The organism is Mesorhizobium sp. P3_A8 (genome assembly GCF_056402995.1).
This window is the reverse complement of sequence record NZ_JBFUGI010000005.1, coordinates 205,756-231,671: the sequence shown is the minus strand read 5'-3', so window position 1 is coordinate 231,671 and position 25,916 is coordinate 205,756. Positions and strand designations below refer to the sequence as shown.

Below are 25,916 nucleotides of genomic sequence, written 5' to 3'. Positions count from 1 at the left end.
AAAGCATACAGAATTGCCTTGCGCACACCGGGCACGATATCCGAGGGTCTGCCAATTCCGTGGGGTCCCCCTCGCGGACGCAGTCACGCCACCATCAGACCAGTCACCTTGTCGTAAGAGCCTGCCCTATGCTTGAAAGCAGCCCGCCCCGGAGCCTCTACCGCGAAACGGCCGGCGGCACCGCCAATTACCCTGCCCTTGCCGGCGCGCAGCGGGCACGGGTGGCCATTGTCGGCGGTGGCTTCACCGGCCTTGCGACCGCCCTGCATCTGGCGGAAGCCGGCGACGACGTTGCCGTGCTCGAGGCCCAGCAGCCGGGCTGGGGCGCGTCGGGCAGGAATGGCGGCCAGGTCAATCCCGGGCTCAAATACGATCCCGACACGATCGAGACGATGTTCGGCCCCGAGCTTGGGCCTCGGATGATCGATTTCTCCTATGGCGCGCCGGATTTCACCTTCGGCCTGATCAGACGCCTGTCGATCGCATGCGAGGCGCGGCAGAACGGCACCATACGCGCGGCGATCCGGCCGAAGCCGGAAGCCGCGGTGCGGACCACATCAGCGCAATGCGAACGGCGAGGAATGCCTGTCAGCATGCTTGACGCGCAGGCGATGGCAACGCGCACGGGAACCGACAGATACATATCCGGCATGTTCGACGCCCGCGGCGGCGACCTCCACCCCTTGAAATACACAATTGGCCTGGCAACCGCAGCCAAGAGCGCCGGCGCGCGGGTATTCGGCGGCAGCGAAGTGCTTTCGCTGAAGAGGGAGGCCGGACGATGGCTCCTCAAAACCGCGAACGGCTCGGTCAGCGCCGAGAAGGTTCTTATCGCGACCAACGGCTACACCGGAACCCTGTGGCCGGGCCTGGGGCAATCGCTGGTTCCGGTGTTCAGCGCGATCGCGGCGACCGAACCGCTTGCGCCGGCGGTCGCGGCCGCAATCCTCCCCGAAAGGCCCGTCCTCTACGAGGCCGGCAACATCACCGTCTACTACCGCATCGACGCCGAGAAGCGCCTGCTCATGGGCGGCCGCGGGCCGATGAAACCCATCGGCGATGCGTCCGCCATCCGCTACCTCACCGACTATGCGCTGCGGCTCTGGCCGGTGCTTGCGGGAACACGCTGGACGCACGCCTGGAACGGCCGGGTTGCGATCACCAAGGATCACCTTCTGCATGTTCATGAGCCGGAAGACGGCGTGCTGATCTGCCTTGGCTACAATGGCCGTGGCGTCGCCATGGCCTCGGCGATGGGCGCCGCCCTGGCGCAGCGCCTGCGCGGCGACGAGGCGACGCCGTTTCCCATGCCGATATCGCCGCTCAAGCCGATCCGGTTTCACCGCTTCTGGCCGCTCGGGGTGAAGGCCGCGATCCTTTCGGGGCGATTGAAGGACCGCTTCGGCGTCTAACGCGAAGAGTTCGTCCCGACGCGACGGCCTATCGGACGGCGACGGCTTCCTTACCTAACAATACTTTGGAAACGCGTCGCCGGCCGGCGCGTTGGCCCAGCTCTGCAAGGTCTGGCCGCCGTCGATCAGCCAGTCGACACCGGTGACATGCTTTGCCTCGTCCGAAGCGAGGAACGCCACGGCAGCCGCGACGTCGTCCGGCTGGCCGATACGGCGCAACGGGATGCGGTCGGCGAAATGCTGGACGCTGCTCTTGAAATCGCCGTCGCCGGAGGCCGGCACGCCGAGCGTCGTCTCGATCACGCCCGGGCAGATGGCGTTGACGCGGATGCCATAGGGCGCGGCGTCGAGTGCTGCCACCCGCGTCAGCCCGACCACGCCGTGTTTGGAGGCGACATAGCCGGCGCCGCCCGCAAGCACGTCCCAACCGGCCATGGACGAGCCCATATTGACGATCGAGCCACCGGCCCCGGCCTTGATCATCGCCTGGAGCGATGCCTGCAGGACGAGGAAGATGCCGCGCAGATTGATGCGGATGATGGTGTCCCAATCCTCCACCGGCAGTTCGTGCACGGGAGCGACGACGCCGGAAATGCCGGCATTGTTGAACACCACATCCAGCCCGCCGAATGTCTCGACGATGGTTGCGACGGCGCCGCGCACAGTCTTCTCGTCGGTGACGTCGGCTTCGATGGCGATGGTGTTGTCGCCGAGAGCGCGAGCCAGCTCGCGGGCCGCAGCGCCGTTGCGATCGACAATGGCGACGCGCGCGCCTTCGTCGAGGAAGCGCCGGACGGCAGCGCTGCCGATGGCGCCGGCGCCGCCGGTGACAAGGACCTTCTTCTGGTCGAACCTTTTCATCCCTCGGTCTCCGGCTGTGGATAGGAACGCCATGAATGCTGTGGCTCGAAGCCGAGCGTTTCGCGCGCATGGATCGTATCGAGCATGGAACCGAAACCGGCGATCGGCCGCGACAGGGCAACGCCTGGATAGACCCGGCGCACCAGCGCTTCGGTTTCTTCTTCCATGAAGGTGTCGGCAGCGCTGAGCAGGACGCGCAGATGGCCGTCGCCTTGCCATTCCAGCGCCCGCAGAAAGCCCTGCCCGGCATCGCGCGCGTCGAGATAGGCCCACAGGTCGCGGGCGCTGTCGGCGGTGGCGCGGCGCGGGCCGACGCCGGCGAAGAAGGATTGCGGGGTCTGGATCCATGGCATGCGGATGCTGACCGCCGAAAAGGCACTTCTGCGCACCGCCGCGTCGACGATTTCCTCGCCCAGCCATTTCGACAGGCCGTAAGGGTCCTGCGCGCCGACCGGATGGTTCATATCGACCGGCAGATATGGCGGAACGACCGTCTTCTCGAAGAAGGGATAGCCGAAGACGCTGAAGGACGAAGCATAGACGAAGCGCCCGATACCAGCCATGGCCGCGGCCTCGACGACATTGTAGGCGGTTGCGACATTGGTCTTGAACACCTCGCCGCCGGCCCGTCCTGTCGGGCGCGGAATGGCCGCGATATGGACGACGGCATCGCAATCGCGCACCAGCTGCAGGGTCGATCCCAGATCGGTCAGGTCGGCGGTGGCATGCCGCCACGGTGCCGTGCCCGGCGCCACGGTATCGATGCCCGTGACATCATGACCGGCCGCGACCAGCGCCGCCGCGACATGGCGGCCAAGCAGGCCACTTGATCCGGTAACGGTCGTCCTCATGTCTCAGCCCTCGGCCCGGCTCGGTCCGGATAATTGAATATCATTGATGGTCATACAAATCGAACACTTGATCGGTGTTCCTTGTCAACGTGATTTCGTGGCAAAAAGCAACGTGGGCACGTCTCGGAGCGGCTTGCGCAGGCTTGGCAATCAGGCTTTGCTTCGAACGGGATTGACTTGGCATCTGCGACAGTTTTTTGTATGAGTATCAACGATCGACAAAGGAGTCCGCCATGGCCGTGGACGTTTTTTCCTCACATCGGCACGATGACGCGATGCGCCTTGATCCGCAACGCGCAGCCATTATCGTCATCGATATGGTCAACGAGTTCTGCAAACCCGGCGGGGCCATGGTGCTGCCGGGATATGAGACGCTGGTGGCGCCGCAGCTGGCTGTTATCGAGGCCGCCCGCGCGCGCGGCGTGCCGGTGATCTGGGTCCATGATGCGCACCGGCCGGGCATGCGCCGCGAGCGCGAATGGGTCAAGCGCACGCCGCATTGCGTGGAGGGCAGCTGGGGACCGGAGATCATCGAGGATCTCGGCGCCCGCGACGATGAGATCCATGTCATCAAGCGGCGCTACTCAGCCTTCTTCCAGACTGACCTCGATCTGACGCTCAGGGATATGCAGGTCGACCAGTTGGTCATCTTCGGCGTGGTCACCAACATCTGCGTGCGATCGACCGTCCACGACGCCTTTTTCCAGGGCTATGAGGTGGTCGTGCCGAGCGATTGCTGCGCGGCGACGGGACCGCGCGAGCAGGAAAGCTCGCTCTACGACATAGCGACGCATTTCGGCGTGGTCAGCGATTCGGCTGATGTCGTCGCGGCCCTTCGCGACGGGACGTCGCTGCAACCGACCGAAGTCGCGGCTTGAGCTAGAGCCAGCGGCATCCGAGACAGGCAACAGGAGTCCGGTTTGACGACCGAAAAGAAACCCGAGAAAAGCGCGACACCGAAGCGGGAACCACTACCCCGTGAGCAGGTGCTGGAGCGATACGCTGAGACCGGCTACGCGCTGGACCAGCACCCGGCGCACGTTATCCGCAAGGCGCATCAGCGCGCGACGCTGCGTTTCCAACAGGTCATGGCCGGCGAAGACCTTTCGCCGACCCAGTTCGCAGCCCTTGCCACGATCCTCAAACATGGCGAGGTCTCGCAGAACCATCTCGGCCGGCTGACGGCGATGGACCCGTCAACCATCAGCATCGTCATGCGCAAATTGCTCAAACACGAGCTGATCACGCGCAGCGCATCCGACACCGACCAGCGCCTGTCGATGATCGCACTGACCGAAAAAGGTACCGAATATACGCTCGAGCGGCTCGCACGCAGCGTCGAGGTCGGACGCCGTTTCCTGTCGCCGCTGTCACCCACCGAGCAAACGACTCTGCTCCGGCTGCTCCAGCGCATCAATGACGACGATCCATCGAATGGCGACGGCGGCAAGTAGGCCGCGTCCAGACCTTTCCATACCAGCAGAAATGAGAACCAATGTCGTCCGACCCCAAGTCGTCTGCCACGCTCGTCATCCGCAATATCGGCCTCCTGCTGAGCGGTGACCTCGGCCAGCCGATCCTCGACGCCGACACCATCGTCGTGACCGACGGGCGCATCTCAGGCATTGGCAAGGCCGGTGACGTCGACAGCGGCAAGGCGGCGACGATCATCGATGCGATGGGTTGCGCGGTCGCACCGGGGCTTATCGACAACCATGCTCATCCGGTGGCCGGCGACTGGACGCCGCGGCAAAACCAGATCGGCTGGATGGATTCGACCGTGCATGGCGGCGTCACCACGATCATTTCGGCAGGAGAGGTCCACACGCCGGGCCGCCCGCGCGACCTGGTCGGCCTGAAGGCGCTGGCGATCGCGGCGCAGCGCACCTTCTCCAACTTCCGCCCCAACGGCATGAAAATCCTGGCCGGCGCGCCGATCCTGGAGCCCGGCCTCACCGAGGAGGATTTCCGCACCCTCGCCGAAGCCGGCGTGACACTCGTCGGCGAGGTCGGACTTGGCGGCGTCAAGGATGGCCCGACCGGCCGGCAGATGATTGCTTGGGCGCGCAAATACGGCATGACCTCGATGACCCACACGGGCGGACCGTCCCTGCCCGGCTCCGGCCGCATCGGTGCGGACGTCGTGCTGGAGGTCGACGCCGACATCGTTGCCCACGTCAATGGCGGACCGACGGCGCTTCCCGAAGCCGAGATCCGGCAGATCTGCGAAAAAGGCTCTCGGGCGCTCGAAATCGTCCACAACGGCAATCTGCGCACCGGACTGTTCGTGCTCGACCTGGCAAGACAGCGCGGCGAGCTTTCGCGCGTCATCCTCGGCACCGACAGCCCGGCTGGATCCGGCGTGCAGCCGCTCGGCATTTTGAGGATCATGACCATGTTGGCTTCGCTGGGCGGCATCGCGCCGGAAGTGGCGTTCTGCCTTGCCAGCGGCAACACGGCACGCGTGCGCGGACTGACCGATCGCGGCATCATCGAAATCGGCCGCGCCGCCGACCTGATCTTCATCGACCAGGCGATGGGCGGAGCCGGCGACGGCCTTCTCGACAGCGTGGCGCTCGGCAATCTGCCGGGCATCGGCATGGTCGTCATCGACGGCGAGGTGCGCACCGGCCGCAGCCGCAACACCCCGCCGGCGATGCGGGTGCCGGAAGTCAGGGCTGCCTGACGGTCAGCTCACACCGTCAACCCCGACGATCTTGTCCTTGGTCAGCCCGCCGACGCGCGGGTGCGGCCTGCCGGAATCGGTGACGGCGATGGCGACGACGATCTCGTCGGCGCGCGGCGCATCGGGGACGCGGACCTCCATGCCGTCGAAATGGCTGCGCACCCTCGCCGCGTCCTTGTGGCCGAGCGGAATGTCGAGCGGCACGCCGAGACCGCCGCGCTTCTTCGACGAGGGAATGAGCGCGGCGCCCTTGCCCAGCACGTCACGGAACGGGGCGCCGAGCGTTGGGTGAAGGATGGCGGCGGCATGTTCCAACTCGCCGTCGGCGCCGACGGCGGCTGCCTTGCCGAAGCTCTCGACCTGATCGCCGGCAATGCCGAGCGCAGCGACGGCGCGCCTGGGCAAGATATCGCCCAGGGCCTCGCCAATCGCGCTCAACGCCGACAGATCCTCGACAAACGTGCCGGCATGAGGGTTGCGGATCACCGCGATCGCCGCGGCACGCCGCGTCGGCGGGTCGACCGGGCGGCCGCCTTCGATCCGGGTTTCCTCGACGATGGTGATGATGCGGCGGATTTCCATGCTCATCGCAATCCGTCCTCGCCCTTGATGTCGGCCGCCGCCAGGCCGCCGACCCGCGCATGAACGCGCGCGCCGGTGGTCATTGCCAGGATGACCGCCATCTCGTCGCTGCGCGGCGCATCGCCGACGCCGATCTCGATCGCGTCGAAATGGCTGCGCACGTAGGAGGCGTTGATGTGGGTGATCGGAATGTCGATGCGCGTCCCGGGACCGCCGACCTTCTTGGTCGAGGGCACGATGGCCTTGGCGTCGCCGAGAAGTTCGCGCATCGCGTAGCCGCCCGGATTGTGCCAGAGCGCGCCGTGTTCAAGCTCGCCGGCGGCGCCGACGATCGCACCTTTGCCATAGCCTTCGACAGCGGCGACGCCATCGCCCATGGCGTCGATCAGGCGCCGCGCCATTTCAAGGCCGAGCGGCTTCAGATCTTCCATGAAGCCGGTGATCTCTTCGACGTAGCGTCCGGCAAAGGGGTTGGCGATGACGGCGACGATCGCGCCGCGCTTGGGCGGGCGTGCCGCGGGCGGCCCGCCCTCATGGAAGATCTCCTCGACCTGGACCAGAAATTTCCTGACCACCACAGCTGGCATTGCGCGTATCCTTCGTCCCGTCACTCGTGAAAACTCGTTAGAGTATCAACAATTATGCATCGCGATATTTGTCAAGCGAAGAGGTGAAGGACGCGGATGACGGGCCTGAGAAAACTGCATCGGATGACGATTGACAGCCTGTTTAGCCGCTCCTAAACTCATATGACCATCAACGAACTCGCCGGCATTCCGGCGATATGTGGGGGATGGTCAAGGCGTGGCTTCAAAAGCTGAAAAAAGCTGAAGGGGAATAACATGACAAGGGCGCTCAAGAGTTTGTTTCTGGCCGGCACGATGCTGGCTGTTTCGTTGGGATCGGCCGCCGCACAGGCCAAGGTTTCGGTGGCCGCCATCTCGGGTTATTTTGCACAGGGTTTTGGCGTTTCGATCGTCAACGGTCTCAACAAGGCCAAGACCGATTTCGGCATCGACCTCAAGCTGGTCGACACCGGCAATCGTGCCTTGGATTATGAGGAGCAGTTCGAAAACCTCGCCAAAGGCAAACAGTACGATCTCATCTTCGTGATGGGCTGGGAGCTGGTGGATTCGCTGCAGAAGGTCAGCAAGGAATACCCTGACCAGCGCTTCGTCTTCATCGATGGCGTGCTCGACAATCCCAAGATGATCTATGCCAATTTCGCCGAGGAGCAGGGCTCGTTCGTCGCCGGCGCGCTGGCCAGCATGATCGAGGCCAAGGGCAGTGAATTTCCCAAGATCGGCGACGGCAAGGCAATCGGCTTCGTCGGCGGCCGCGACATCCCGGTGATCCGCAACTTCCTTGGCGGCTACGAGCAAGGCGCCAAATACGCCGCGCCCGATGTCAAGGTGAACTCCGTCTTCGCCGGCACCTTCGACGATCCGGCCAAGGGCAGCGAGCTCGCGCAGGCGCTGTACGGCCAGGGCTCCGACATCGTCTACAACGTTGCCGGCCCGACCGGTGAAGGCGTCATGCAGGCCAGTGCCGCGGCCGACAAATATTCGATCGGCGTCGATATCGACATGTGCGGCACGGCCCCCGGAAATGTGCTCGGCAGCATGCTGAAGCGCGGGGATATCGCCGTCTACACGCTGATCAAGGACGAGGTCGGCGGCAACAAGGTCACCGCCGGCACCCGCACCTTCGACCTGGCGTCGGGCGGCGTCGAGTTCAAGGTCTGCGACGACATTGCACCGAAGATCCCGGCCGACGTGACGACCAAGCTGGACGAGATCAAGAAGGGCATCCTCGACGGCAAGATCGTGATCGCCAAGGCGAAATAGGCCAGCAACAGCGCATCCCTCCCAAGAAAGCGCTACACTGATCCGCCGCGGCATGCCGCGGCGGATCAGTGTCCCATCTTCGAGAGCTCGCAATCTGCGAGAGCCCCAATCTGCGAGAGCAATGGTGTCGAACGCGCCGGGGTCCCCGACCCTCCACAACACTGCCGCGATGGCTGTCGAGCTGACTGCCATCACCAAGCGTTTTGGCGCCTTCATTGCCAATGACGGCATCGATCTTGCCGTGCGCCGGGGCGAGATCCACGCCATTATCGGCGAGAACGGCGCCGGCAAGACGACGCTGATGAACATCCTGTTCGGCCTGCTGCAGCCCGACGAAGGCTCGATCCGGCTGAATGGCGAGGCGACGGTGGTCGCCGACCCGGCCGCGGCCATCAAGGCGGGGCTCGGCATGGTGCACCAGCATTTCAAGCTGGTTCCCTCGCTCTCGGTCGCCGACAATGTCTTTCTCGGCATGGAAATCCGCCGTCATGGGCTGATCGACCATGCCGCGCAGATCGCGCGCACGCAGGAACTGTCGAAGCGCTTCGGGCTGCATGTCGATGCGACCGAGCGCGTCGGGCTGCTCTCGGTCGGCATCGAGCAGCGCATCGAAATCCTGAAAGTTCTGGTGCGTGGTGCCCGCACCATCATCCTCGACGAGCCGACCGCGGTGCTGACGCCGCAGGAGAGCCGCGAACTGTTCCAGACGCTGCGCAGCTTCGTGGCCGAGGGCATGACGGTGATCTTCATCTCGCACCATCTGGAGGAGGTGATGGAGGTGTCCGACACGGTGACGGTGCTGCGCAACGGCCGTAAGGTCGCGACCCGCCCGACATCGGAACTCAACAAGGACGAGCTGGTGCGCATGATGGTCGGCCGCGAGGTCAGTTTCGACCGGCGGCCGCGCGCGGCGCTGCAGGGCGACGTGGTCCTTGAAGTCAGGGATTTGTGGGCGCGCGACGACCGCCGGCTGCCGGCTCTTCGCAATGCCAGTTTCACTGTCCGCTCCGGCGAGGTGGTGGGGATTGCGGGCGTCGCCGGCAATGGGCAGACGGAACTGGCGGAAGTGCTTTCGGGTCTGCGGCCAGCAAGCCATGGCGAGGCCCGGCTGAAGGGCCAGGACCTCACCACGCTCTCCACCGCCGCAATCCGCGAGGCGGGCCTTGCCCATGTTCCGGGCGACCGCATGGTGCGCGGGGTCGATCGCAATGCGTCGATCGCAGCAAACACACTGATGGGCCGCCAGCATCGTGCGCCATGGAGTCGCAATGGCGTGCTCGACTGGAAGGCGATCGCGCAAAATGCCGGAGCGCTGATCAAGAGCTTCGATATCCGCGCGCAAGGAGCGGGCGATGCCGTCAAACGGCTTTCGGGCGGCAATATCCAGAAGGTGGTGCTGGCGCGCGAGTTCACCAATGGCGCCGACTTCCTGCTGATCGATCAGCCGACGCGCGGCGTCGATATCGGCGCCCAGGAAGCCATCCATGACGAGATCATGCGCCAGCGCGCAGCCGGCCGTGCCATCCTCTTGATTTCCGTGCAGCTTGACGAACTGGCCGCGCTCGCCGACCGCATCCTGGTGATGTTCAACGGGCGGATCATGGGCGAAGTCGCCGGCGACGACGCCGACGAAGACAGGATCGGCATGATGATGGCGGGCGTTTCACCGCAGCTGGAGCACGCATGATGAGCGACCGTTTGCGCGCCTTTTCCGGCCAGATCATTGCCGTTGCCGTGGCGTTGTTCTTGGGGGCGATCATCATCCTCCTGGTCGGCGAAAGCCCGGTGCATGTCTTGATGACGCTGTTGCGCGGCGCCTTTGGTGACCAGGAAAAGATTGCCGGTACCCTGCTGCAGACGACGCCGATCCTGATCTGCGGCGTTGCGGCCTGCATCGGCCTGCGCGGCGGCATGTTCAATGTCGGCATCGAGGGCCAATTGTTCCTCGGCGGGTTTGCCGCCGCCTGGGTCGGCTTCAGCTTTTCCCTGCCCGCGGGCATTCATACACTGGCGGCACTGGCGCTGGCTGTCGTCGCGGGCGCTGCCTGGGTCGCCATTCCCGCCTATTTCCGCGCCCGCTACAACACCAACGAAGTCGTCTCGACGATCCTGTCGAACTACATCGCCGTGCTGCTGACCTCCTATTTCACCATCTTCCTGTTCAAGCGCCCCGGCGGCTGGTCGGAGACCCCGCCGATCCTGGCGACAGCCTATCTGCCGGAGATCTTTTCCTTCTCGCGGTTGAACTGGGGGCTGGTGATTGGCCTGCTGCTGGCGGTCGGTGTCGCGCTGGTCTTCCGCTACACCAGCTGGGGCTATGGCGTGACCATGGTCGGATCGGCGCCGAAATTCGCTGAGTATGGTGGCGTCAACGTGAAACGGCAGGGCTTTGTCGTGTTGCTGCTTTCGGGCGCCGTCGGCGGCCTCGCCGGCGGGGTCGAAACGCTCGGTGTGCATCACCGGTTCATGGAGGGCTTTGCCCCAGGCTTCGGCTTCGACGGATTGATCGCCGCCCTGCTCGCCAATGGCTCGCCGGTCGCCACCATCGTCACCGCGCTGTTCTTTGGCGCGCTGCGCAGCGGATCGCTGCTGCTCGAGGTCGACACCAGCGCCTCGCGCGAAATCATCACCGTGATCCAGGCGCTGATCATCCTCAGCGTCTCGGCGCAGGTTCTGATCAAACGCCGTGGCGACAGCCAGGCGGGGGAGCGGCGATGGAAATTCTAGACAAGCTGATCAACGTCGCGCTGATCGCCGCGACGCTGCGCACCACCGCGCCAATTCTCCTGGTGGCGCTCGGCGGCTCGTTCACCACCAAGGCCGGCATCTTCAACATCGGCCTCGAGGGTCAGATGCTGGCCGGCGCCTTCTTCGCCGTCATCGGCTCTATCTGGACGGGCTCGGCATTTGCAGGCGTCGCCTGCGGCGTCGCCGCGGCGCTTGCCTTCGCGCTCGCCTTTGCCGTGCTGGTGGTGACGTTCCGGGCCAATGAAGTGGTCGTCGGCCTGGCGCTCAACATCCTTGCCGGCGGCATGACGATCTCGCTGATGAAAGCGATTTTCGGCACGCGCGGATCGATCGTCGGTCACGGCATTGTCGGCCTGCCCAAGGTGCAGATACCCGGCGCCCAGGCACTGCTCGGCTCATGGGCGCCGCTGATCTCGGGCTTCACGCCGATCGTCTATGTCGCCTTCCTCGCGGTGCCGCTGCTGGTGCTGTTCTACAACCGCACCCGGCTCGGCCTCTATATCCGCGTCGTTGGTGAAAAGCCCGAAGCCGCCGAGGCGCTCGGCATCTCGATCACCCGCGTCCGCTACACCGCCTCGCTGCTGTGCGGATTACTGGCGGGACTGGCCGGCGCGCATCTGTCGCTCGGCTACATCACCATGTTCACCGAGAACATGTCCTCGGGCCGCGGCTTCATGGCGGTGGCGATCCTGATCTTTTCCAATGGCGATCCGCTGAAGGTGCTGGCCGGCTGCCTTTTGTTCGGCTTCGCCGATGCCTTCTCGCTCCGCCTGCAGACCTTCGGCTTCCCGTCCTATCTGGTGCTGACCGTACCCTATGTCGTCGCGCTGACGGCGCTGTTCGCGCTGTCCTACCGGGCGCGGCCAAGGATCATCAAGGAGACGCTGGCGTCGATGCAGAAACTTCTGTCGGTGGACAGGAACAGCGCCCCGGTCGACAAAAATCCGCAATGAAGGAACTCTCATGGAACGCATAATCCTCGACGTGGATTCTGCCGGCGACGATATTCTCGCTGTGCTGTTTGCCGCGGCGAACCCGAATGTCCGGCTCGAAGGCGTCACCACCGTCACCGGTGCCGCCGGCCCGATCGAGCAGGTCACGAATGTCGTCCTCAACACGCTGACGCTTGCCGGGCGCGACGATATCCCGGTCCACGCCGGCGCCTGGCGGCCGATCGTCGGCAACTCCAAGGCCGACATGGAGGCGCCTGTGCATTTCGAAAAGCGGCTCGTCGCCCGCTTCGGCGACCGGCTGAAGAAGTTCAACCCGCCGGCGCCGACGCCGTCACGCCAGGCAACGCCAGGCCATGCCGTCGACTTCATCATCGATACGGTGATGGCCAATCCGGGCGAGATCACGCTGGTGACGACGGGGCCGCTGACCAATGCCGCGATGGCACTGCTGCAGGAGCCGCGCCTGACGGGCGCGCTCAAGCGGCTCCTGGTGCTTGGCGGCAACTTCCAGACGCCCGGAAACATGACGCCGCTGTCGGAATACAACATCTGGGCCGACCCGGAGGCATCGCGCATCGTGCTCAACGCCGACGTCGACAAGATCCTGGTGCCGCTCGACATCTGCGAGGACAACCGCGTCGCCGCCTCGATGCTGACGCGCGACGACATTGCCGACATGGAGGCCGTTGCCCGGAAGAACCCCGTCTTCGAGATGATCGCCGACAGCTTCCCGATCTACATCGATATCTGGCGCGAGTTCTTCGACCTGGTCGGCTTCCCGATGGACGACGTCATCACCGTGGCACTGGCCTTCGACCCGGCGCTTGCCACCATGACCGAACCGCTCTTCGTCGATGTCGTGCTCGACGGGCGCCTCGCCCGCGGCCAGACGGTTGCCCATCGCGGCCGGCAATTGCTGCCCGGCGGCGGTCCGAAGACCACCCGCATCTGCACCGATCTCGACGGACGCCGCTTCCTCAACATCTTCAAGCAAACCATCGCGCGCTACGAACAAGCGGCGTGAGGACCGATAAAATGACCATTGCAACTCCCATCCTGTTCGACTGCGACCCCGGCCACGACGACGCCATCGCGCTGGTCATGGCGCATCGCTCGCCGGCCATCGAACTCATCGGCGTCACCACCACCTGCGGCAATGCCGAGGTCGAGAAGACGACAGCCAACGCGCTGCGCATCCTCGAATATATCGGCGCCGGCGACGTGCCAGTCGCTCAAGGGTGCCACCGTCCGCTGGCGCGCCCGCTGGTGCTCGGCACCGCCGATGGTCCGAGCGGCCTCGAGGGCTCGCCCTATCTGCCGCAGGCCACGATCAAGCCGGTGGACCAGCACGCTGTCGATTTCCTGGCCGACAAGCTGCGCGCCGCCCCGGAACCGATCCTCGTCGTCGCCACCGGCCCGCTGACCAATATCGGCCTGATGATCCTCAAGCACCGCGACGTGCTGCCCAAGATTAGGGAATTGATCTGGATGGGTGGCGTGTTTTACCGCAAGAGCGAGATCATCACGCCGACCGAGTTCAACGCCTTCTGCGACCCGGAGGCGCTGAAGATCGTGCTGGACAGCGGCGTGCCGATCCTGATGGTCGGGCTCGACGTCACCATGCAGGTGCTGATCGAGGCGCCGCAATATGCCGAGCTGGCGACGATCGACACGCCGCTCGGCAAGCTCGTCAATGACTGGCTGCTGTTCTACGAGAAGCTGCACCGCAGCTCGATGGGCGTCGGCGGCGCCATGCACGATCCGTTGGCACTGGCCTTGGCCATCGACCCGACATTGGTGCGCACGCGCCCGGCCCATATCGGTGTCGATCTCACAGGCACCTATGCGTTCGGTGCGACGGTCGCCGATTTCTGGGGCGAGCGCGGCGAGAAGGACAATGCGCGTATCGCCCATGAGGTCGACGCGGACCGTTTCTTCAAGCTGATGTTCGACCTGCTGCGGGATTAGACCCGCTCGGGATATTCCCTTGCTTCAGCGTGACCCGGTGCCGTGGACCGGGTCAGACAATCTTTGGGCATGCCATCGCAGATGGTCGTCCATGAATGTCGAAATGAAGAAATATGAGTGATCGTAGCCGTCCTGCATGCGCAGGGTCAGCGCCATGCCGGCCTTGGCGCAGGCCGCTTCCAGAAGCCAGGGCCGCAGCCCGTCCTTGAGAAATCCGTCCGATGTTCCCTGATCGACGAAAAGCTCGGGGAAGCGGTGGCCATCTTCGATGAGCAAGGTGGCATCGTAGCCCCGCCATGATGTGTCGTCCGCGCCGAGATATTTCTCGAGGGCCGGCTTCGACCAACCGGCGGTGCTCGGCTGCACGATCGGCGCGAAGGCCGAGCAGCTTTTGAAGCGCTCGGGATTTTTGAGCGCGATCGTCAGTGCGCCATGCCCGCCCATCGAATGGCCAAAGATCGCCTGGCGCGTCATATCCGCCGGAAATTCCTGCGCGATCAGCGCCGGCAGTTCCTCGGTGACATAGGAATACATGCGGTAGTTCGTAGCGTAGGGCGCTTGCGTCGCATCGACATAGAAACCGGCGCCGCCGCCGAACTGCCAATTGTCCTTCTCGTCGGGAACATCGGCACCACGCGGACTGGTGTCGGGGCAGACGATGATCAGGCCAAGCTCGGCGGCCATGCGCCTGTACTCACCCTTGTCCATGACATTGGCATGCGTGCAGGTGAGGCCGGAGAGGTACCATACAACAGGGCAAGGTTTTTCACGGGCCTGCGGCGGCACAAAGACGGCGAATGCCATGTCGCAGGAGCAGGTTTCCGAAGCGTGGGAATAGACGCCCTGCACGCCGCCATGCGATTTGGCCGAGGAGAGGGTCTTCATCCGGTCCGACATGTTCTTCTCCGCCTTCGGCAAACGTCCTTCAAGGCCGCCTGTCTAAGGACCATGGTTGCCAGGCGCAAGTCCCGCCTATTCCGCCGCCAGGGCGGTCACTTCCCGCCGGAACGGCAGCGCATCGCCGATATCGGGTTCATCCAGTTCGCGTGCGAAGCGGTGGCCGGCATAGGTCGCCCAGGCGATCGGGCCTGGCGCCTCGGCATCGCCGATGACCTTGATCGAGCGAATGCCGTTGTCGGCCCATTCGTCGCGCCGCGCTTTCAGGTCGCGCCAGACCTCGTCGTCCTGCTGGCGCGACGTCACCAGCACCACGGCGTCGGCGGCGATGTCGCGTTCGGCACCCGTGTAGGCGCAGGCGGTGGCAACGCCTCCCGGCACGATTCGCGTCACGGTCCGGTTCAGCACGATCTCGACGCCGAGCTCGGCCAGACGGCGGTGGATGGCGCCCTGCTCCAGCGTGTTGCGGGTCCAGTCCGACACATAGGCGGACGGCGTCACCAGCGTCACCTTGGCGCCGTTGCGCGCCATCAGCTCGGCCAGGACACCACCCATATAGTAGTGGTCGTCGTCGAACAGCACGACGTTGCCGGTCGGCACATTGCCGCCCATCAGATCGTCCGGCGTGTAGACCGGCATGGCCGGGTCGGCCGGCATCGGCACGACATGGGCGCGTGCCACACCGTCGCGGCGCCATGTCGAGCCGGTCGCAAGCGCGATGTTCTGAAAGCCGAAGGCCAGGATATCCTCGGCCGACAACCGGCTTTCGAAATAGACATCGACGTTGGACATCTGGCTGAGCTGGTACTGGCGATAGTCGCGCACGCGGCCCCAGGCCGACAGGCCAGGCAGGCGGCATTCGCGGGCGACGCGGCCGCCGAGTTCGGTGCCGGCCTCGGCAATGGCGACCTGATAGCCACGCAGGCCGAGCGCGCGAGCGGCCTCCAGTCCGGCCGGGCCGGCGCCGACGATCAGCACGCTGTCGCTGTCGCCCTTGGCCTGCATGCGTTCGGGATGCCAGCCCTTGCGCCACTCTTCCATGAAGGTCGGGTTCTGCGTGCAGCGCGAGATCGACATGGTCATGTCGCCGGTGATGCAGATGTTGCAGCCGATGCATTCGCGGATGTCCTCGATGCGCCCCTCCTCCACCTTCTTCGGCAGGAAGGGATCGGCGATCGACGGGCGCGCGCAGCCGATGAAATCGAGCGTGCCGGACTTGATCATCCTGACCATCACGTCAGGCGAGGTGAAGCGACCGACGCCGACGACCGGCTTCGAGGTCAGCGACTTGATGCCGGACACCAGGCTTTCCTGCGCGCCCTCTTCCTTGAAGCGCGACGGCCCCGAACAATCTTCCCAGGCGCCATGCGCCAGATCCCAGAGGTCGGGCAGCTCGGCATGCATCTCGATCATGTCGCGCACTTCGGAATTGGCGAAGCCGAGCTCGCCGATCATCTCGTCCAGCGATAGCCGCAGCGTCAGGCCACAGGTGTCACCGATGGCGTCGCGACCCTCCTCGATCAGCTCGCGCATCAGCCGCGAGCGGTTTTCCAGCGAACCGCCATATTCGTCGGTGCGCTGGTTGGTGGCGGTGGACAGGAAGTGCTGGATGATGCCGAAGCCATGCGCGCCATAGAGACAGACCAGGTCGAAACCCGCCAGTTTGGCGCGTTTGAAGGCATTGCGATGCCAGCGCCTGAGGTCGCGTATATCCTCTCTGTCCATGGCGCGGGCCTGGACCGGATCGTTGGTGAAGGTGCGGATGGGCAAGGCCGACGGCCCGCGCGGCACTTCCTTGGTGTAGAGGTTCGGGCCGTTGATGCCGGAATAGGCGAGCTGGATGCCGGCCAGTGCGCCATGCTGGTGCATGGCCTTGGCCATCTTCGCCAACGCCGGGATGTCGGCGTCGTCCCACAGCCTGAGCTCGATAAAGGGCGTGATCTCGGAGGTGTGGTGCATCTCGGTCTGTTCGGTGAAGATGACGCCCCAGCCGCCTTCCGACTTGATGCGCCGCATCTCGGCCGCCGCCGACGGATCGCGATAGCCGCCGCCATTGCAGTGCGGCACCTGGTAGAAGCGGTTCTTGGCGGTCACCGGACCGATCTTCACGGGCTCGAACAGAATGTCGTAGCGTGGATCACGCATAGTGCTTCCTTCCTGCCAGCGTCGCGTCGCGGCATGCGCGGTGATGGTTTGGCGCAAACCGGTCCGCCCGGTGGGTAGATGCGGTAAACTTACTCATAAGTTGCGGCGCGTGCCGGAAAACTACAGATTTCTTCTGTGCCGATTAGGACGCGCCTAATCCGTCCTCGCCATACGGATTAGCATCCGGCAAATCCCGGCTGAGCCAAATGCGACTTCAAGGCCGTGGCCACGCGATGCTAGATAGCGCACACGGCCAATGAGACATAACGCATGGACAGCATCCAGATCCTTGAAAAGCTGATCGCCTTTCCGACGGTCAGTCACGAGTCGAACCTCGACCTCATCGGTTACGTGACGGAGCTGCTGGCGGCACAGAGCATTGCCTGCCAGATCATCCGCAGCGCGGACGGCCATAAGGCCAACCTTTTCGCGACCATCGGGCCGGCCGACGCTCCCGGCGTCATGCTGTCCGGCCATACCGACGTCGTCCCCATCGACGGCCAGGACTGGACGCTGCCGCCTTTCGAGATGACCGCGCGCGATGGCAGGCTCTACGGCCGTGGTGCTGCCGACATGAAGGGTTTCGTCGCCTGCGTGCTTGCCGCCTGTCTCAAGGCCGCGAAAATGAGCCTGCAAACGCCCTTGCATCTGGCGCTTTCCTACGACGAGGAGGTCGGCTGCATCGGTGTGCACAGCCTGATCGACATGCTGCAGGCCGCGCCGCACCGGCCTCTGCTGTGCATCGTCGGCGAGCCGACCAACATGCAGGTTGCGACCGGCCACAAGGGCAAGCTCGCGGCACGCGCCATGTGCAGGGGTCGGGAAGGCCATTCGGCGCTCGCCCCGTTGGCGCTCAACGCCATTCATCTCGGTTGCGACTTCGTCTCCGCGCTACGCCAGGAACAGGACCGGCTGGCGCGCGATGGCGCGCGCGACGGCGACTATGACATTCCCTACACGACCGTCCACGTCGGCAAGATGAATGCCGGCGTGGCGCTCAACATCGTGCCGAATCTCTGCCAGCTCGACTTCGAGATCCGCAATGTCGCGGCCGACAATGCTGACCAAATCCTCGACGGGCTGCGCGCTGCGGCGGCGCGCATTGCCGCTGCCGCTTCAGCGATCGCGCCGGAGGCGGCCATCGAGATCGATATCACCAACACCTATCCGGGGCTGGACACGCCGGCGAATTCGCAGGCCGTCGCCTTCGTCAAATCGTTGACCGGTGCCAACGACACTATCAAGGTTGCCTTCGGCACCGAAGGCGGATTGTTCAGTCGCGACCTCGGCACGCCGACCATCGTGTGCGGACCGGGCTCGATGGCGCAAGGGCACAGGCCGGACGAATTCGTCAGCGTCGAACAGATGCGCCGCTGCGACGACATGCTGGACAATCTGCTGCGGCGGCTTGCCGATCACCGGCTTCAGGTGGCGTGACGGAAGGCTTCTATTCCACGACCCGGCCGCTGCCGAACACGCCCTGTTCGACGACGAAACGGCGGCAATGATCGATGAATGCCTGCACCGTCTGTGTGCGGTGCTCGGCGTTGGGCAAGGCGACCCCCATGGTCAGAGGCCGCAAATCCCCCGCCAGCGGCACGAAGACCAGCGGCTTGCCGTCGGGCGCCAGCGTGTTGAGCGGCCGCATGTTGGCGATGCCGTAGCCGAAGCCGTTCGCAACCATTGACCGCATCACCGCGATGTCGCCGGTGCGCTCGGCAATGTTCGGCCGGATCCCCCGCGACTGAAAGGCCGAAAGAAAATATTCGCGGCTATAGGGCAGGTCGAGCAGCACCATCGGCTCGTCGGCCAGTTCTTCCGTCGTGATCGAAGCCTTGCCGGCGAAGCGATGCCCTTGTGGCAGCATGACATAGGCCGGCACCAGCATCAGCGGCTCGAACGTCGTGTCCTGCGACAGTTCGAGATCGTAAGTCAGTGCTGCGTCGATTTCGCCTCGCTGCAACATTTCGAGCAACTGACCCTGGTTGCGCTCGAATTGCCGGAACCGCACCTCGGGATAGGCGCGCTCGAACTTCATGCGCAGGGTCGGCATGACGATCTGCGCGAAGGTCAGCAGGCATCCGACCGCCAGCGGCCCGCGCACCTTCTCGGCGATGTCGCCGGCAATATCGTGCAGGGCGTCGGCGTCGGCAAGCAGCCTGGCGGCCTCCTTGAGGAAAACGCGCCCGCCGGCCGTGAGTGACAGGCCATGCGAATGCTTGCGCACAAAAAGCTGGACGCCGAATTCGGCCTCGAGCTGCGCGATGGATGCCGAAATCGAAGGCGGCGACACATTGACCTGCTCGGCCGCCTTGGTAATGGAGCCGGCTTCGCCGACGGCGACGAAATATTCCAGTTGTCTGAGCGTGAAGCGTAACGGCATGGGCAGCTATGTTGCCGGTTTGGGCGTGGCGATCAAGCGATCGCTTTGCCTCAATATTTGATCCATGTCGTTTTCAATGCGGTGTACTTGTCCAGCGCATGCAGAGACAGGTCGCGGCCGAAGCCGGATTGCTTGATGCCGCCGAACGGCGTCATCGGGCTCAGCGCATCGACCGTGTTGACGGAAACTGTGCCGGCGCGGAGCCGGCCGGCGACGCGGTGCGCACGCGAAAGACTGTCGGTCCACAGCGATGCGGCCAGCCCGTACGGGTTGTCATTGGCGATGCGGACAGCCTCCTCCTCATCGTCGAAGGCAAGGACCGAGAGCACCGGCCCGAATATCTCGTCGCGGGCAATCGGGTCGTCATGGGCAACATTGTCGAAGATGGTGGGCTGTATGAAGCTGCCGCGGCCGTTGACCGTGACCCGATCGCCACCGGCAACCAGGCGCGCCGTCTTCTTGCCGGCCTCGACGAATCTCATGACGTTGGCGGCGTGGCGGGCATCGACCATGGCGCCCATTTTCGAGGCCGGGTCGAGCGGATCGCCAGGCTGGGTGGTGGCCGCGCGCTCAGCCAGTTTCTCCACGAAGGCATCCTTGATCGAGCGTTGCACGAGCAGGCGCGAATTGGCCGAACAGACCTCGCCCTGGTTGAAGAAGATGCCGAATGCCGCCATGTCGGCCGCCGCATCGAGATCGCCGCAATCGGCGAAGACGAGGTTCGGGCTCTTGCCGCCTGTTTCGAGCCAGACCTGCTTCATGTTCGACTGACCGGAATACTGCAGGAACATCTTGCCGACCGAGGTCGATCCGGTGAAGGCTAGGCAATCCACGTCCATGTGGCGGCCGAGCGCCTGGCCGGCCGTCTCGCCGAGGCCTGGCACGACGTTGAGCACGCCGGCGGGCAGGCCCGCCTCCATGGCGAGTTCCGCCAGCCGGAGCGCCGAGAAAGGCGACTGCTCCGCGGGCTTCAGCACCACCGAATTGCCCGCCGCCAGCGCCGGCGCGCATTTCCAGGTCGCCATGTCGAGCGGGAAATTCCACGGCACCACGGCGCCGATCACGCCGAGCGGCTCGCGCCGCACCAGCACCAGATCGCTGCCGCCGGTCGGCGCGATCTCGTCATAGATCTTGTCGATGGCCTCGCCATACCACTGGAAGATCGCCGCCGAACCGGGGACATCAACGGTGGCGGCATCGGTGACGAGCTTGCCCATGTCGAGCGATTCGAGCAGTGCAAGCTCCTGCAGGTTTTCGCGCAGCAGTCGCGCCAGCCGCAGCAGCACCTCCTTGCGGTGCGCCGGGCTCGTGCGTGACCAGACACCGGCCTCGAAACTGCGGCGCGCTGCGGCAACGGCCAGATCGATATCTTCCTCGCCGCACGACGCCACCTCGGCCAGCGTTTCGCCGGTGGCCGGATTGATGCTGGCGAAGGTGCGGCCCGAACGCGCGGGGACCCACTTGCCGTCGATGAACGCCTTGTCGCGAAAACGGATCGCGGATGCCTTGCCGATCCAGTCCTTGTGACTGAGTTCGCTCATGCGGATGCCTCCCCCTGTATGCCGGCTACTCGTCGCCCGGCACGCCGTAGCTCGGCGCGTCGGACGGATTGATCGCGCGGGTCACATAGGCATCGAGTTGCGGCTTGTAGCGGTCCCACAAGGCCGCCAACTCCTCGATCGGACAGCTTTCGGTCCAGTCGCAGCGCAGGTCCGCGACCGGCCATGCGACCTCGCGCACCAGCTTCATTCCAGCCGAATGCACCGGACCCGCCTCGCCACCCGCCTTCAGCGCGGCGCGCATGGTCGCGATCAGGCGGTCGCCGAGATGCCCTTCCGAGGCCAGGAAGGCCTCGACCATGGCTTGCGGCACACCATCATGAGCCAGCATGTTGCCGCCGCAGGCGACATTGTCCGCACACGCTTCCGCCCAGATGCCGAGCGCCCTGGGTCCGGAATGAATGGCTGTGGTCCCGGCGGCATCGACAGCCAGCACCTGCCGGTAGTCGCTGTAGGCGCCGTTGCGCTTCAGGATAGCGACCGCCTCGGCGGCCGAAGCACCGCGCGCCAGCAGCTCGAGCCCCCTCGTGCCGAGCGTCGGATCGGTGACGTTCTGGCTGGCGACCGCGCCCACGCCGGCCTGCGCATAGGCGCAGCGCGCCGCCACCGCCGGGGAGGAAGACGACACCGCGACGCCGAACATGCCGGTGCGGCTGCACCGCGCGACAATGGAAAATGTCATTGGGATCAATCCGGGATGACGGCGGTGCCGTCGATCTCGACCAGCCAGTCCGGCCGCGCCAAGGCCTGCACGACGATACCGGTCGAAACGGGATGCACGCCTTTGATGTACTCGCCCATAGTCCGGTAGACCGCCTCGCGATGGCGCACGTCGGTGATGTAGACCACCACCTTGACCAGATGCTCCATGGTACCGCCGCACTCCTCGATGAGCTGCCTGATGTTCTGCATCACCTTGTGCGTCTGCTCGGCCGGATCGTGGCTGTCGATATTCTTGGCGGTGTCGAGATCCTGCGGGCACTGGCCACGCAGATAGACCGTCCGGCCGCCGCGCGTGACGACCGCCTGGCACAGATCATTGTCGAGCTTCTGCTCGGGATAGGTGTCCTTGGTGTTGAACTTGCGGATTCTCGTATGCGCCATCCTGGTCTCCATCAGATCGGGCTCGTGGCTGTTGTCAGCGTCGCTCAGGCGTCCACTGTCTCGCGCCGTGCTGCAGCGTGATAGGCCAGATATTTGCGCTGCGTCGAAATACGGTCTGCGACATGCTTGGCATCATGCCAGACACCCCAGATGAAACTCGACCCTCTTCGCGACTGCCAAGGCAGGCCGAGAAAATAGATCCCAGGCTCGGTCGAGACGCCGCGCTGATGCCTTGGCCGGCCCTTCTCATCAAAGGCATCGACCTTCAACCAGCTGTAGTCGACGGCAAAGCCGGTGGCCCAGATGATCGTCGCTATCCCGGCTTCGGCCAGATCGAGCTCACGAAGCGGATTGACCAGACATTCGGGATCCGGGTCGATGCGCCGGGCCGTGGGCTCCTCCGGAAGGTCGAGTCCGTTACGCGCGACATAGGCGTCGGCCTCGTCCAGCAGTGACATCAGGTTGGCGTCGCCGCGGGCAATGTTCTTCGCCAGATCGGGCGCGAAGGTCAGCACACCATCCTGATATGTCTTGGTCATGCCGACAAGGGTGAGCCCCTGCGCGGCCAGCCGACGGAAATCAATCGTTTCGCCACCACGCGCGCCGCTCACCGCAATCGTGACATGTTCCGTGCCAGGCCCCGGGGTCTCGAGGTCCCATTTGCCGAGAACGCCAAGCCACCAGCAGAAATCGCGCCCGCGATAGGCCCGCGGCGGGCGGTCGTGTGCGCCGACCGAGAGGTAGACGCGCCGCCCCGAGCGCTGAAGCTCATCGGCGATCTGCACACCTGACGATCCGGCCCCGACCACCAGCACCGCGCCCTTTGGTAACTGTCCGGGGTTGCGGTACGCGCTGGAATGAATCTGCGGAATGCCGGCATCGGCGGGGACAAGAGCGGGGATGACGGGGACCTGGAAAGGTCCGGTCGCCGCGACGATGCTGTTGGCTTCGATCGTCCCGTCCGACGTCTCGACGCGGAACCCGGGTCGACCGACATGTCTTTGCGCGAGTTTGACCTCGACGCCGCAGCGGATCGGCGCATTGATCTGCCTTGCATAGGCGGCGAAATAGTCCGCAACCTCCTCCTTGGAGGGAAAGCCGTCGGGACCCGTCACGGGAAATTCCATGCCCGGGAAACGGTCATGCCAGGCCGGGCCATTGGCAACGAGCGAGTCCCATCGCTGCGAACGCCAGCGCTCGGCGATCCGGCCACGCTCGAGAACGAGATGCGGCACGCCGCATTTGCTCAGATGCTCAGACATAGCCACCCCCGCCTGGCCACCGCCGACGACAAGCGTGTCTATTTTTTCCACCGACATTTCTGCGTCCTTTCCCCCCAAGAGTTTCTGCGGATGCGAGGAGGTCAGATCGTTGGTGTACTGGAGGGACTGATTAGCGAAAATTACGATTTCACGTGGCAGTGGTTAGCTTGTCCCTAAACGCCAAGAGAGACTGGCCAACACTACGACAGCATCGCCCTGGCTGCTTTTTCGCCGATCATCATGGATGGCGCATTGGTGTTGCCGCCGATCAGCGTCGGCATGATCGAGGCGTCCGCGACGCGCAGATTGTCGAAGCCGCGCACCTTGAGACCAGTGGGGTCGACCACCGCCATGGCATCATTGCCCATCTTGGCCGTGCCGACCGGATGATAGACGGTCAATGCTTCGGCACGCAGATAGGCGAGGATCTCGTCGTCGGTGACGACATCGGGTCCCGGCAGGATTTCCGGTCCGCGAATATCGGCAAAGACCGGCGAAGCCAGGATCGAGCGCGCCAGCTTGATGCCTTCGACAAGGGTCAGTGCGTCCTGCCCGTCGCTGAAGAAGCGGTGATCGATCAGCACATTGCGGCGGGTGCCGTCGCGCTCGAGCGTGATTTCGCCGACGCTACCGGGCCGCAGCACGCAGGTGTGCACGGCATAGCCGTGGCCATATTCGACAAGCCGGCCGCGATGGCTGCGGTAGCCCGGAACAAAGTGGAATTGGACATCGGGAATATCCCCGGCATATCTGGTCTTGGCGAAGCCGCCGGCCTCGACGTAATTGGTCGTCAGCATGCCCTTGCGCCGGACGAAATACTGAAAGGGCGCCGCCAGCATCGCCGGCAGATTGGCGAGCGACAGGCCGAGCGTCCTGGCGCTCTTCGACCGCACGGTGATCATGCCGTCGACATGGTCGCGCAAATTCTTGCCGACGCCCGGCACGTTCATGACCGGTTCCACCCCCGCCGCCTTCAACTCCTCGGCCGGGCCGATGCCGGAAGCAAGCAGGATGCGCGGCGAGCCGATCGCGCCTGCGCTGAGCACGATTTCAGCGCGGCATGTCAGCCTCTGGGCTGACCCGTCCTTGATCACATTGACGCCGGTGACGCGCCCGCTTTCGACCGCCAGATCAAGCACCTCGACGCCTGACAGGACCTGAAGGTTCGGGCGGCTGAGAACCGGCCGGACGAAGGCGGTGTAGGCCGAGAAGCGCTGGCCCTTGTCCTGGGTCACATTGTAGATGCCGAGGCCGAGTTGGCTATCGCCGTTGAAGTCGCGGTTTTCGGGCAGGCCGATGTCCCGGCCCGCCTCTACCCACAGGCTGGATACGGCGTTGGGATCACGCGGATTGTCGACCAGCAGTTCACCCTCGAAGCCGTGATAGGCCGGGTTCTGCGACAGGAGGTTGCGCTCCAGTTTCTTGAACACCGGCAGCACATCGGCATAGGACCACCCCGCGCAGCCAAGCGCCGCCCACTCATCGTAGTCTTGGGCTGCGCCGCGGATATAGACCATCGAATTGATCGAACTCGACCCGCCGAGAAGCTTGCCCCGGTTGACCGGTATGCGGCGGTTGTTGAGCAGCGGCTGCGGCACGCCCTTGTAGCCGTAGTCGAAAGTCGGATTGCCGTAGAGCGAGAGGATGCCGGCCGGCACGCGCACCCTTGTGCGGTCGTCGCTGCCGCCTGCCTCGATCAGGCAGACACGGGTTGCGGGGTTCGCGCTCAGCCTGTTGGCCAGGACACAACCGGCCGAGCCCGCGCCGATGACGATATAGTCGAATTCCGCGACCTCAATGCTCATGCCATGCCTGTGTCGTGATCCACCTGAAGACCGTTGCCGTTGCTTAGTGCTCTTCGTCTTCGTCGTTCTTCAGGAGCTCGAGGATTTCCCGCTTCATGGCGATGAAGTTCGGCTCCATGACCAGATCCATGCTGCGCGGACGCGGCAGGCCGACGCGGATTTCCTTCTTGATCTGGCCGGGCCGGCCGGACATGACCAGCACCCGGTCCGCCAGCAGGATCGCCTCGTCAATGTCGTGGGTGACGAACAGGACGGTTTTCTTGGAATGGTCCCAGATCCGCAGCAAAAGCCTCTGCATCGAGTGACGGGTCTGGCTGTCGAGCGCGCCGAAGGGTTCGTCCATCAGCAGCACCTGCGGATCGTTGGCGAGCGCACGCGCAATCGCCACGCGCTGCTTCATGCCGCCCGACAGCTGCGAGGGATAATGGTTGGCGAATTTCGCCAGCCCGACCTCGTGGAGAAAATGCTCGACGATGGCCTTGCGCTCGGTCGTCGGCATGCCCTTGCGCTTCGGACCGTATTCGACGTTCTGCGCCACGGTGAGCCAGGGGAACAGCGTATAGGCCTGAAACACCATGCCGCGATCGGGGCCTGGCTCGGTGACCGGCTTGCCGCCGACGGCAATCGTGCCGCCGGTGCGCTGCTCGAGGCCGGCAATGAGATAGAGCAGGCTCGACTTGCCGCAGCCGGATGGGCCGACGATCACACAGAACTCATTGGGGACGACATGGAAGGAGATGCCGTCCAGCGCCAGCACGGCGTTGTCGCCCGTGCCGTAGCGCAGCGCCACATTGTCGACGCCGATGTCGGCGCTCTTCGGTTTCGTCGCAAGTGTCAGGGCGTCCATGTCGGC

General features: G+C 64.6%; 24 protein-coding genes. 11 read left to right on the top strand and 13 right to left on the bottom strand.

Annotated elements, in window-relative coordinates:
* Positions 1 to 128: 128 nt before the first annotated feature.
* Positions 129 to 1,412 carry an NAD(P)/FAD-dependent oxidoreductase gene (locus tag AC1DX4_RS14160; protein ID WP_477220887.1) on the top strand — a complete coding sequence of 428 codons (1,284 nt, stop codon included), beginning with the start codon at positions 129 to 131 and terminating at the stop codon, positions 1,410 to 1,412.
* Between the two features lie 54 nt (positions 1,413 to 1,466).
* On the opposite strand, the gene AC1DX4_RS14155 is transcribed toward AC1DX4_RS14160, so the two are convergent.
* The gene (locus tag AC1DX4_RS14155) at positions 1,467 to 2,273 is read right to left on the bottom strand and encodes an SDR family NAD(P)-dependent oxidoreductase (RefSeq protein ID WP_477220886.1); all 807 of its coding nucleotides are present in this window, start codon (positions 2,271 to 2,273) and stop codon (positions 1,467 to 1,469) included.
* The gene (locus AC1DX4_RS14150; protein ID WP_477220885.1) at positions 2,270 to 3,124 is read right to left on the bottom strand and encodes an NAD-dependent epimerase/dehydratase family protein; all 855 of its coding nucleotides are present in this window, start codon (positions 3,122 to 3,124) and stop codon (positions 2,270 to 2,272) included. The genes AC1DX4_RS14155 and AC1DX4_RS14150 overlap by 4 nt, the downstream gene beginning before the upstream one ends.
* 233 nt (positions 3,125 to 3,357) lie before the next feature.
* On the opposite strand from AC1DX4_RS14150, the gene AC1DX4_RS14145 reads away from it, so the two are divergent.
* The 3 genes from AC1DX4_RS14145 to AC1DX4_RS14135 are packed head-to-tail and all read left to right on the top strand — an operon-like array spanning position 3,358 to position 5,810.
* Complete coding sequence (locus tag AC1DX4_RS14145) at positions 3,358 to 4,002, top strand: cysteine hydrolase family protein (protein WP_477220884.1); 645 nt, start codon at positions 3,358 to 3,360, stop codon at positions 4,000 to 4,002.
* 42 nt (positions 4,003 to 4,044) lie between these two features.
* Positions 4,045 to 4,578 carry a MarR family winged helix-turn-helix transcriptional regulator gene (locus tag AC1DX4_RS14140; protein ID WP_477220883.1) on the top strand — a complete coding sequence of 178 codons (534 nt, stop codon included), beginning with the start codon at positions 4,045 to 4,047 and terminating at the stop codon, positions 4,576 to 4,578.
* 41 nt (positions 4,579 to 4,619) lie between these two features.
* Positions 4,620 to 5,810, top strand: coding sequence for an amidohydrolase family protein (locus AC1DX4_RS14135; RefSeq protein WP_477220882.1), 1,191 nt, complete (start codon positions 4,620 to 4,622; stop codon positions 5,808 to 5,810).
* A gap of 3 nt (positions 5,811 to 5,813) precedes the next feature.
* On the opposite strand, the gene AC1DX4_RS14130 is transcribed toward AC1DX4_RS14135, so the two are convergent.
* Positions 5,814 to 6,398 carry an amino acid synthesis family protein gene (locus tag AC1DX4_RS14130; protein ID WP_477220881.1) on the bottom strand — a complete coding sequence of 195 codons (585 nt, stop codon included), beginning with the start codon at positions 6,396 to 6,398 and terminating at the stop codon, positions 5,814 to 5,816.
* Positions 6,395 to 6,979 carry an amino acid synthesis family protein gene (locus tag AC1DX4_RS14125; protein WP_027033912.1) on the bottom strand — a complete coding sequence of 195 codons (585 nt, stop codon included), beginning with the start codon at positions 6,977 to 6,979 and terminating at the stop codon, positions 6,395 to 6,397. The genes AC1DX4_RS14130 and AC1DX4_RS14125 overlap by 4 nt, the downstream gene beginning before the upstream one ends.
* Before the next feature lie 255 nt (positions 6,980 to 7,234).
* On the opposite strand from AC1DX4_RS14125, the gene AC1DX4_RS14120 reads away from it, so the two are divergent.
* The 6 genes from AC1DX4_RS14120 (at position 7,235) to AC1DX4_RS14095 (ending at position 13,908) form a co-directional block, all read left to right on the top strand.
* Positions 7,235 to 8,239: a BMP family lipoprotein gene (locus AC1DX4_RS14120; protein WP_172232193.1), complete on the top strand. Its 1,005-nt coding sequence runs from the start codon at positions 7,235 to 7,237 to the stop codon at positions 8,237 to 8,239.
* Between the two features lie 121 nt (positions 8,240 to 8,360).
* Positions 8,361 to 9,926 (top strand): ABC transporter ATP-binding protein, encoded by a 1,566-nt coding sequence (locus tag AC1DX4_RS14115; protein WP_477220880.1) that lies wholly within the window; start codon positions 8,361 to 8,363, stop codon positions 9,924 to 9,926.
* Positions 9,926 to 10,966, top strand: coding sequence for an ABC transporter permease (locus tag AC1DX4_RS14110; protein WP_477220879.1), 1,041 nt, complete (start codon positions 9,926 to 9,928; stop codon positions 10,964 to 10,966). The genes AC1DX4_RS14115 and AC1DX4_RS14110 overlap by 1 nt, the downstream gene beginning before the upstream one ends.
* Positions 10,954 to 11,940 (top strand): ABC transporter permease, encoded by a 987-nt coding sequence (locus tag AC1DX4_RS14105; RefSeq protein WP_477220878.1) that lies wholly within the window; start codon positions 10,954 to 10,956, stop codon positions 11,938 to 11,940. The genes AC1DX4_RS14110 and AC1DX4_RS14105 overlap by 13 nt, the downstream gene beginning before the upstream one ends.
* 10 nt (positions 11,941 to 11,950) lie before the next feature.
* Positions 11,951 to 12,964: a nucleoside hydrolase gene (locus AC1DX4_RS14100; RefSeq protein WP_477220877.1), complete on the top strand. Its 1,014-nt coding sequence runs from the start codon at positions 11,951 to 11,953 to the stop codon at positions 12,962 to 12,964.
* 11 nt (positions 12,965 to 12,975) lie between these two features.
* On the top strand, positions 12,976 to 13,908 hold the full coding sequence (locus AC1DX4_RS14095; protein ID WP_477220876.1) for a nucleoside hydrolase: 933 nt from the start codon (positions 12,976 to 12,978) through the stop codon (positions 13,906 to 13,908).
* A 24-nt stretch (positions 13,909 to 13,932) separates the two neighbouring features.
* Here AC1DX4_RS14095 and fghA read toward each other — a convergent pair whose 3' ends face one another.
* Both fghA and AC1DX4_RS14085 read right to left on the bottom strand, forming a co-directional pair.
* Positions 13,933 to 14,805, bottom strand: a complete 873-nt coding sequence (fghA, locus tag AC1DX4_RS14090) for an S-formylglutathione hydrolase (protein ID WP_477220875.1) — start codon at positions 14,803 to 14,805, stop codon at positions 13,933 to 13,935.
* Between the two features lie 75 nt (positions 14,806 to 14,880).
* Positions 14,881 to 16,950, bottom strand: coding sequence for an oxidoreductase (locus tag AC1DX4_RS14085; protein WP_477220874.1), 2,070 nt, complete (start codon positions 16,948 to 16,950; stop codon positions 14,881 to 14,883).
* Between the two features lie 270 nt (positions 16,951 to 17,220).
* On the opposite strand from AC1DX4_RS14085, the gene argE reads away from it, so the two are divergent.
* The gene (gene argE, locus AC1DX4_RS14080) at positions 17,221 to 18,387 is read left to right on the top strand and encodes an acetylornithine deacetylase (RefSeq protein ID WP_477220873.1); all 1,167 of its coding nucleotides are present in this window, start codon (positions 17,221 to 17,223) and stop codon (positions 18,385 to 18,387) included.
* A 10-nt stretch (positions 18,388 to 18,397) separates the two neighbouring features.
* Here argE and AC1DX4_RS14075 read toward each other — a convergent pair whose 3' ends face one another.
* The 7 genes from AC1DX4_RS14075 to AC1DX4_RS14045 all read right to left on the bottom strand — a co-directional run bounded on the left by AC1DX4_RS14075 (position 18,398) and on the right by AC1DX4_RS14045 (position 25,910).
* Positions 18,398 to 19,333, bottom strand: coding sequence for a LysR family transcriptional regulator (locus AC1DX4_RS14075; RefSeq protein ID WP_006335304.1), 936 nt, complete (start codon positions 19,331 to 19,333; stop codon positions 18,398 to 18,400).
* Between the two features lie 50 nt (positions 19,334 to 19,383).
* Positions 19,384 to 20,874: an aldehyde dehydrogenase gene (locus AC1DX4_RS14070; RefSeq protein WP_477220872.1), complete on the bottom strand. Its 1,491-nt coding sequence runs from the start codon at positions 20,872 to 20,874 to the stop codon at positions 19,384 to 19,386.
* 25 nt (positions 20,875 to 20,899) lie between these two features.
* Positions 20,900 to 21,574: a DUF1028 domain-containing protein gene (locus AC1DX4_RS14065; RefSeq protein ID WP_477220871.1), complete on the bottom strand. Its 675-nt coding sequence runs from the start codon at positions 21,572 to 21,574 to the stop codon at positions 20,900 to 20,902.
* Positions 21,575 to 21,579: 5 nt separating this feature from the next.
* Positions 21,580 to 21,996, bottom strand: coding sequence for a RidA family protein (locus tag AC1DX4_RS14060; RefSeq protein ID WP_477220870.1), 417 nt, complete (start codon positions 21,994 to 21,996; stop codon positions 21,580 to 21,582).
* A gap of 44 nt (positions 21,997 to 22,040) precedes the next feature.
* Positions 22,041 to 23,315, bottom strand: coding sequence for a flavin-containing monooxygenase (locus AC1DX4_RS14055; RefSeq protein WP_477220869.1), 1,275 nt, complete (start codon positions 23,313 to 23,315; stop codon positions 22,041 to 22,043).
* Positions 23,316 to 23,458: 143 nt separating this feature from the next.
* Positions 23,459 to 25,063, bottom strand: coding sequence for a GMC family oxidoreductase (locus tag AC1DX4_RS14050; protein ID WP_477220868.1), 1,605 nt, complete (start codon positions 25,061 to 25,063; stop codon positions 23,459 to 23,461).
* Between the two features lie 43 nt (positions 25,064 to 25,106).
* Entirely contained in the window at positions 25,107 to 25,910 is an 804-nt protein-coding gene (locus AC1DX4_RS14045; protein ID WP_477220867.1) for an ABC transporter ATP-binding protein, read from the bottom strand.
* Between the last annotated feature and the right edge of the window lie 6 nt (positions 25,911 to 25,916).